The sequence below is a fragment of the Phenylobacterium sp. 58.2.17 genome (assembly GCF_026411515.1).
Lineage (GTDB): Bacteria > Pseudomonadota > Alphaproteobacteria > Caulobacterales > Caulobacteraceae > Phenylobacterium.
Genome location: NZ_JAPMTQ010000080.1, coordinates 1,069 through 7,826, shown reverse-complemented (window position 1 = coordinate 7,826; position 6,758 = coordinate 1,069). Strand labels below are relative to the sequence as shown.

The 6,758-nt window shown below is 67.7% G+C and carries 4 protein-coding genes and 1 pseudogene; 1 reads left to right on the top strand and 4 read right to left on the bottom strand.

What is annotated here, in order from left to right:
- Window positions 1-109: 109 nt before the first annotated feature.
- The 4 genes and pseudogenes from OUA97_RS22740 to sucC all read right to left on the bottom strand — a co-directional run.
- Window positions 110-397, bottom strand: a pseudogene (locus OUA97_RS22740) (biotin/lipoyl-containing protein); the annotation flags it as partial.
- Between the two features lie 54 nt (window positions 398-451).
- Window positions 452-3,406, bottom strand: a complete 2,955-nt coding sequence (locus tag OUA97_RS22735; protein ID WP_267234369.1) for a 2-oxoglutarate dehydrogenase E1 component — start codon at window positions 3,404-3,406, stop codon at window positions 452-454.
- Window positions 3,407-3,519: 113 nt separating this feature from the next.
- On the bottom strand, window positions 3,520-4,398 hold the full coding sequence (gene sucD / locus OUA97_RS22730) for a succinate--CoA ligase subunit alpha (protein ID WP_267234368.1): 879 nt from the start codon (window positions 4,396-4,398) through the stop codon (window positions 3,520-3,522).
- Complete coding sequence (sucC, locus tag OUA97_RS22725) at window positions 4,398-5,597, bottom strand: ADP-forming succinate--CoA ligase subunit beta (protein ID WP_267234367.1); 1,200 nt, start codon at window positions 5,595-5,597, stop codon at window positions 4,398-4,400. Before sucC ends, sucD begins: the two co-directional genes overlap by 1 nt.
- 249 nt (window positions 5,598-5,846) lie before the next feature.
- Between sucC and OUA97_RS22720 the strand changes: the two genes are divergently transcribed.
- Entirely contained in the window at window positions 5,847-6,608 is a 762-nt protein-coding gene (locus OUA97_RS22720) for a LytTR family DNA-binding domain-containing protein (protein ID WP_267234366.1), read from the top strand.
- Window positions 6,609-6,758 lie beyond the last annotated feature (150 nt).

Sequence of the window (6,758 nt, the reverse complement as noted above, 5' to 3'; positions counted from 1 at the left end):
CCCCCCCCCCCCCCCCCCCCCCCCCCCCCCCCATTTTTACAAGCACAAGACGCAAAACCAGATCATGAGGCTAGTCTCGTGGGCTCGTTTTTGTTTATAAGAGACTGGCCTTGGGAGCCTCGGCCTTCGGAGCCGGGGCGGCGGCCGGAGCCGACGCCACGGCGCCTTCGGCCAGGCGGCCGAGCACGGCGCCCGGCTCGACGGTCGCGCCTTCTTCGGCCGCGATGAACTCGAGCACGCCGTCCGCGGGGGCGGCGACCTCGAGGCTCACCTTATCGGTTTCGAGTTCGACCAGGATCTCGTCCTTCCGAACGGCGTCGCCCGCCTTCTTCGTCCAGCGCGCGACCGTCGCCTCGGTGACGGACTCGCCCAGGGCGGGGGTCATGATGTCGGCCATTGGAAGTACCTGTCTCTCTCTTCGTTCTGTTCTTTTTGATGTTTCGGGACGCCGTTAGGCGAAGGCGTCCGCGAGGAAGTTCTGCAGTTCGCGCATGTGCCGGCTCATCAGGCCCGCGGCGGTCGAGGCCGAGGCCGGGCGGCCGACATAGCGGGCGCGCTTAGCCTTGACCTTGAGGCGCTCGAGGGTGAGCTCCAGCCACGGGTCGACGAAGGTCCAGCCGCCCATGTTCTTCGGCTCTTCCTGGCACCAGACCAGCTCGGCGTTCGGGAAGCGCGACAGTTCCGTCGACAGCGACTTCACCGGCCACGGATAGAACTGCTCGAGGCGCATGATGTAGACGTCGTCGACGCCCTTCTCCTCACGCGCGTCCAGCAGGTCGTAATAGACCTTGCCCGAGCACAGCACGACGCGGCGGATCTTCTCCGGTTCGACCAGCTTGACCGTGGTGTTGACGCCGCGCTCGGCGTCGTCGTTCAGCACCCGGTGGAAGGACGAACCCTCGGCCAGGTCGGCCATGGTCGAGGTGGCCTTCTTGTGCCGCAGCAGCGACTTCGGCGTCATCACGATCAGCGGCTTGCGGAATTCGCGGCGCTGCTGGCGGCGCAGGACGTGGAAGTAGTTGGCCGGGGTCGAGCAGTTGACCACCTGCATGTTGTCTTCGGCGCAGAGCTGGAGGTAGCGCTCCAGGCGGGCCGAGGAGTGCTCGGGGCCCTGGCCCTCGTAGCCGTGCGGCAGCAGCATGACCAGGCCGCTCATCCGCAGCCACTTGCGTTCGCCCGACGAGATGAACTGGTCGATGACCACCTGGGCGCCGTTGGCGAAGTCGCCGAACTGGGCTTCCCACAGGGTCAGGGTCTTGGGATCGGCCAGCGAGAAGCCGTACTCGAAGCCCAGCACCGCCTCTTCCGACAGCGCCGAGTCGATGACCTCGAAGTGGGCCTGGCCCGGACGCAGGTGCGAGAGCGGAGTGTAGTGCTCCTCGGTCGTCTGGTCGATCAGGTCAGTGTGGCGCTGCACGAAGGTGCCGCGGGCGCTGTCCTGGCCGGCCAGGCGAACCGGGAAGCCCTCGTCGAGCAGGCTGGCGAAGGCCAGGTGCTCGGCGGTCGCCCAGTCGAGCCCTTCGCCGGCCTCGATCGCGCCGCGGCGGTTCTCGACCGCGCGGCGGACGGTCTTGTGGACGTCCAGGCGCTCGGGGATGGCGGTGATCTTCTGGCCGAGGTCGACCAGCTTGGCCATCGGCACGCTGGTGTCGCCGCGGCGATCGTCGCCCTCGGGCAGGGCCAGGCCCGCCCACTTGCCGTCCAGCCAGTCGGCCTTGTTGGCCTTGTAGGTCTTGCCGGCCTCGAACTCCTTGTCGAGGAAGTCATCGAACTCGGCGATCCAGCCGGCGACCTCGGCCTCGGTGGCCACGCCCTCGGCGACCAGCTTGCGGGCGTAGAGCTCGCGGGTCGGCGGGTGGTCCTTGATCTTGGCGTACATCAAGGGCGAGGTCATCGTCGGGTCGTCGCCCTCGTTGTGACCGAACCGCCGGTAGCAGAACATGTCGATGACGACGTCCTTGCCGAACTGCTGGCGGAACTCGGTGGCCACCTTGGCCACGAAGGTCACGGCTTCGGGGTCGTCGCCGTTCACGTGGAAGATCGGCGCCTCGACCATCAGCGCCACGTCCGACGGATAGGGCGAGGAGCGGCTGTACTGCGGCGCCGTCGTGAACCCGATCTGGTTGTTGACGATGAAGTGGATGGTGCCGCCGGTGCGGTAACCCTTGGTGCCCGAGATCGCGAAGCACTCGGCGACCACGCCCTGGCCGGCGAAGGCCGCGTCGCCGTGCAGCAGCAGCGGCAGCACGTGGCCGCGGCCGGAGTCCGGCGCATCGCGCAGGGTGAAGGCCTGCTTGGCGCGCGCCTTGCCCAGGACGACCGGGTTGACGATCTCCAGGTGCGAGGGGTTGGCGGTCAGCGACAGGTGGACGTTGTTGCCGTCGAACGCGCGGTCCGACGAGGCGCCCATGTGGTACTTCACGTCGCCCGAGCCCTCGATGTCCGAGGGCACCGACGAGCCGCCCTGGAACTCGTGGAAAATGACGTGGTACGGCTTGGCCATGACGGCGGCCAGCACGTTCAGGCGGCCGCGGTGCGGCATGCCGAGCACGATGTCGCGGACCCCGAGCGCGCCGCCGCGCTTGATGATCTGCTCCATGGCCGGGACCATGGCCTCGCCGCCGTCCAGGCCGAAGCGCTTGGTGCCGGGATAACGCTTGTGCAGGAAGCGCTCGAAGCCCTCTGCCTCGATCAGCTTCTTGAGGATGGCGATCTTGCCTTCCTTGGTGAAGTGGATCTCCTTGTCGCGGCCCTCGATGCGCTCCTGCAGCCAGGCCTTCTGGGCCGGATCGGAGATGTGCATGTACTGCACGCCGATGTCGCCGCAGTAGGTGCGCTTGAGGATCGCCAGGATCTCGCGGACGGTGCCCGTCTCCAGGCCCAGCACGTAGTCGAGGAAGATCGGACGATCGAAGTCGGCCTCGGTGAAGCCGTAGGTGGCCGGATCGAGCTCGGAGGCGTCGCCGTCCGGCACCGTGATGCCCAGCGGGTCGAGATTGGCGCGCAGGTGGCCGCGCATCCGGTAGGCGCGGATCATCATGATCGCGCGGAGGGAATCGAGGGTCGCGGCGCGGACCGATTCAGGCGAGGCGCTCGGCGCGGCGCGTTCGCCGACCTTGGCGCCGACCTTGGCCTCGACCGCCGGCCAGAGGCCGTCGATGGCCGAGAGCCAGTCGGGACGGGGGGCCGGGGCGCCCGGCTTGGTCCACGAGCGCTTGCCCGCGGCGGCCTTCACCTCTTCGGCGCGATCGTTCAGCGATCCGAAGAAGGCCTGCCAGGAGGCGTCGACCGAGGCGGGGTTCGCCGCCCATTTCGCGTAGAGGTCCTCCACGAACGCGGCATTGCCGCCATAGAGGAAAGAGGTCTCCGCGAGCACCTCGTTGATCAGACTGCCGTCGTCCGCCATTTCGTCCGTTTTCCTGGGGCCCGTCGCGCGGACTTCAGGAAGAAGGAGCCGAGCGCGGACCGCCCATACTACTTAGGTTGTCGCCGGACGCCTTCCAGGCGCCCGGCATGCCGTCAGGCGCCTTTCAGCACCTCAAGGAGAGTCTCGCCCAGCTTCGCCGGCGACGGCGAGACGCGAATGCCCGCGGCCTCCATCGCAGCGATCTTGTCTTCCGCACCGCCCTTGCCGCCGGAGATGATGGCGCCGGCGTGGCCCATGCGGCGGCCCGGAGGCGCCGTACGGCCAGCGATGAAGCCGACCATAGGCTTCTTGATGGCTGAATTCTTGATGAACTCGGCCGCGTCTTCTTCGGCCGAACCGCCGATTTCGCCGATCATGATGATGGACTCGGTTTCCGGGTCCTTCAGGAACATGTCGAGCACGTCGATGAACTCGGTGCCCTTGACCGGGTCGCCGCCGATGCCGACCGCGGTGGTCTGGCCGAGGCCGACCTGCGAGGTCTGGAACACCGCTTCGTAAGTCAGGGTGCCGGAGCGCGAGACCACGCCGACCGAGCCCTTCTTGAAGATGTTGCCCGGCATGATGCCGATCTTGCACTCGCCGGGCGTCAGGACGCCGGGGCAGTTCGGGCCGATCAGGCGCGACTTCGAGCCGGCCAGGGCCTTCTTGACCTTGATCATGTCGGTCACCGGGATCCCCTCGGTGATGCAGATGATCAGCGGGATCTGGGCGTCGATGGCTTCCAGGATCGAGTCGGCCGCGAAGGGCGGCGGAACATAGATCACGCTGGCGTCGGCGCCGGTCTGGACGACCGCTTCCTGGACGGTGTCGAACACCGGCAGGCCGACATGGGTCTGGCCGCCTTTGCCCGGGGTCACGCCGCCGACCATCTTGGTGCCGTAGGCGATGGCCTGTTCGGTGTGGAAGGTGCCCTGGGCGCCGGTGATGCCCTGGCAGATGACGCGGGTGTCTTTACCGATGAGGATCGACATCAGTTGGCCTCCCGCACGGCTTTGACAATCTTCTCGGCGCCGTCCGAGAGGTCGTTGGCGGCGATGACGTTCAGGCCGCTCTCGTTGATGATCTTCTTGCCGAGCTCGGCGTTGGTGCCTTCGAGGCGAACCACGAGCGGCACGTTCAGGCCGACCTGCTTCACCGCGTTGACCACGCCGTTGGCGAGGATGTCGCAGCGGGCGATGCCGCCGAAGATGTTGACCAGGATGCCCTTCACGTTCGGGTCGGCCATGATGATCTTGAAGGCCGCGGTGACCTTCGGCTCATCGGCGCCGCCGCCGACGTCCAGGAAGTTGGCCGGCTCGGCGCCGTACAGCTTGATGATGTCCATGGTGGCCATGGCCAGGCCGGCGCCGTTGACCATGCAGCCGATCTCGCCGTCGAGGGCGATGTAGCTGAGGTCGAACTTCGAGGCCTCGATTTCCTTCGGGTCCTCTTCGCTCTCGTCGCGCAGGGCGACGATGTCCGGATGACGGAACAGGGCGTTGGAGTCGAAGCTGACCTTGGCGTCCAGCACCCGCAGGTGATCGTCGCCGGTGACGATCAGCGGGTTGATCTCCAGCATGCTCATGTCCTTGGCGAGGAACGCCGTGTAGAGCTGCCCGAGCAGGGTCGCGGCTTCCTTGGCCAGGCCGCCGGTCAGGCCGAGGGCCTTGGCGAGGCGGCGGCCATGGTGCGGGAACACGCCGCTGGCCGGGTCGATGGAGAAGGTGACGATCTTCTCGGGGGTCGAGTGAGCGACCTCCTCGATGTCCATGCCGCCCTCGGTGGAGGCCACGACCGAGACGCAGCTCGTTTCGCGGTCGACCAGCAGCGACAGGTAGAATTCCTTGGCGATGTCGGCGCCTTCCTCGATGTAGAGGCGGTTCACCTGCTTGCCCTTGGGCCCGGTCTGGTGGGTCACCAGCACGCGGCCGAGCATCTCCTCGGCGTTGGCCTTGACCTCGTCGACCGACTTGACGACGCGGACGCCGCCCTTGGAGTCGGGACCGAGGCCTTCGAAGCGGCCCTTGCCGCGGCCGCCGGCGTGGATTTGGGACTTCACGACGAACACCGAACCACCGAGGTTCTTGGCGGCCTTGACCGCTTCGTCGGGAGAGAAGGCGGCATAGCCGCGCGGGACCGCCACGCCGAACTCGGAGAGGACGGACTTGGCTTGATGCTCGTGGATGTTCATGAGGCCGCGTAACGCGTGATCGGGAAGCCCGCCGGGTTCGACGGACGGCCGGGGTTATAGGCGCCGGCGCTCAATGTGGCAACCGCGAGCCCCCAACAAAACCGCGTATTTTCGCCTACTGTATACAATCTTGACGCCAGCGTCATCGAAGAAAGACCAATCACAACAATCGCTCGACCAGTAGGACGCGCGAGCGCTGCGCTTCCTCATGCGGCGCAATCGTGTTTTCTCCTGCGCATGCGCTCGGCGATGGCGAAATGGTTGGAGTACGGCCCTACGGGCGGGGTCGCCGGATGGCGGCGCGGCTTCGTGATCGCGGCCGTCGCGGCGGTGTTCCTGGCCGTCTCGGGCGCGTTCGGAATGGGCCGGCTCTCGCTGCTCGAGCGCCTGGCCTACTGGGGCGGGACGCTGGCCGCCGGCACCGTCTGGGGCGGACTGGCGTCGCGGTTCGTATTTCCGCGCTCCGACGCGGACGGCGGCGTCTGGCTGCGCACCCTGCTCTATGCGCTGGTGATCGCCGGGCCGATCACGCTGCTGGTGTTCTTGGTGAACCGTCACCTGCTGCACGCGCCTACGCCGCTGCGCGCGCTGATCTCTCTGTTCGTCAGCGTCGCCCTGGTCACGCTGGTGATGACCGCGGTGAACGTCCTGGCCGCGCGCGGGCGCGCGCCAGCGCAGGCTCCGCAAGCCCCGGCCCCGCCCCGGTTCCTGGAGCGGCTGCCGCCGAAGCTGCGCGGCGCGGAGATCTGGGCCGTGGAGTCCGAAGACCATTATCTGCGGCTGCACACCTCCCAGGGCCAGGACCTGATCCTGATGCGCCTGGCCGACGCGGTCGCGGAACTGGAGGGGATCGAGGGCGCGCAGGTGCACCGCTCGTGGTGGGTGGCGCGCGAGGCCATCGCTGAGGCCCGCCGCGGCGACGGTCGGGCCACCCTGACGCTGAAGGACGGCTCCGAGGCGCCGGTCAGCCGCACCTACGCCAGGCAGCTGCGCGAGCGCGGCTGGATCTGACCCATAACCTCAGGGCATGGATGACTGAACCAAAGGACTAGGCGTGGGGGGGGGGGGGGGGGGGGGGGCGGTGGCCCCACACAAACACCCACAAGCTGATCCGCGGCGGCCGCAGCCCGACGCGCCGGATCGTCGTGGCGAGCTAGCGCC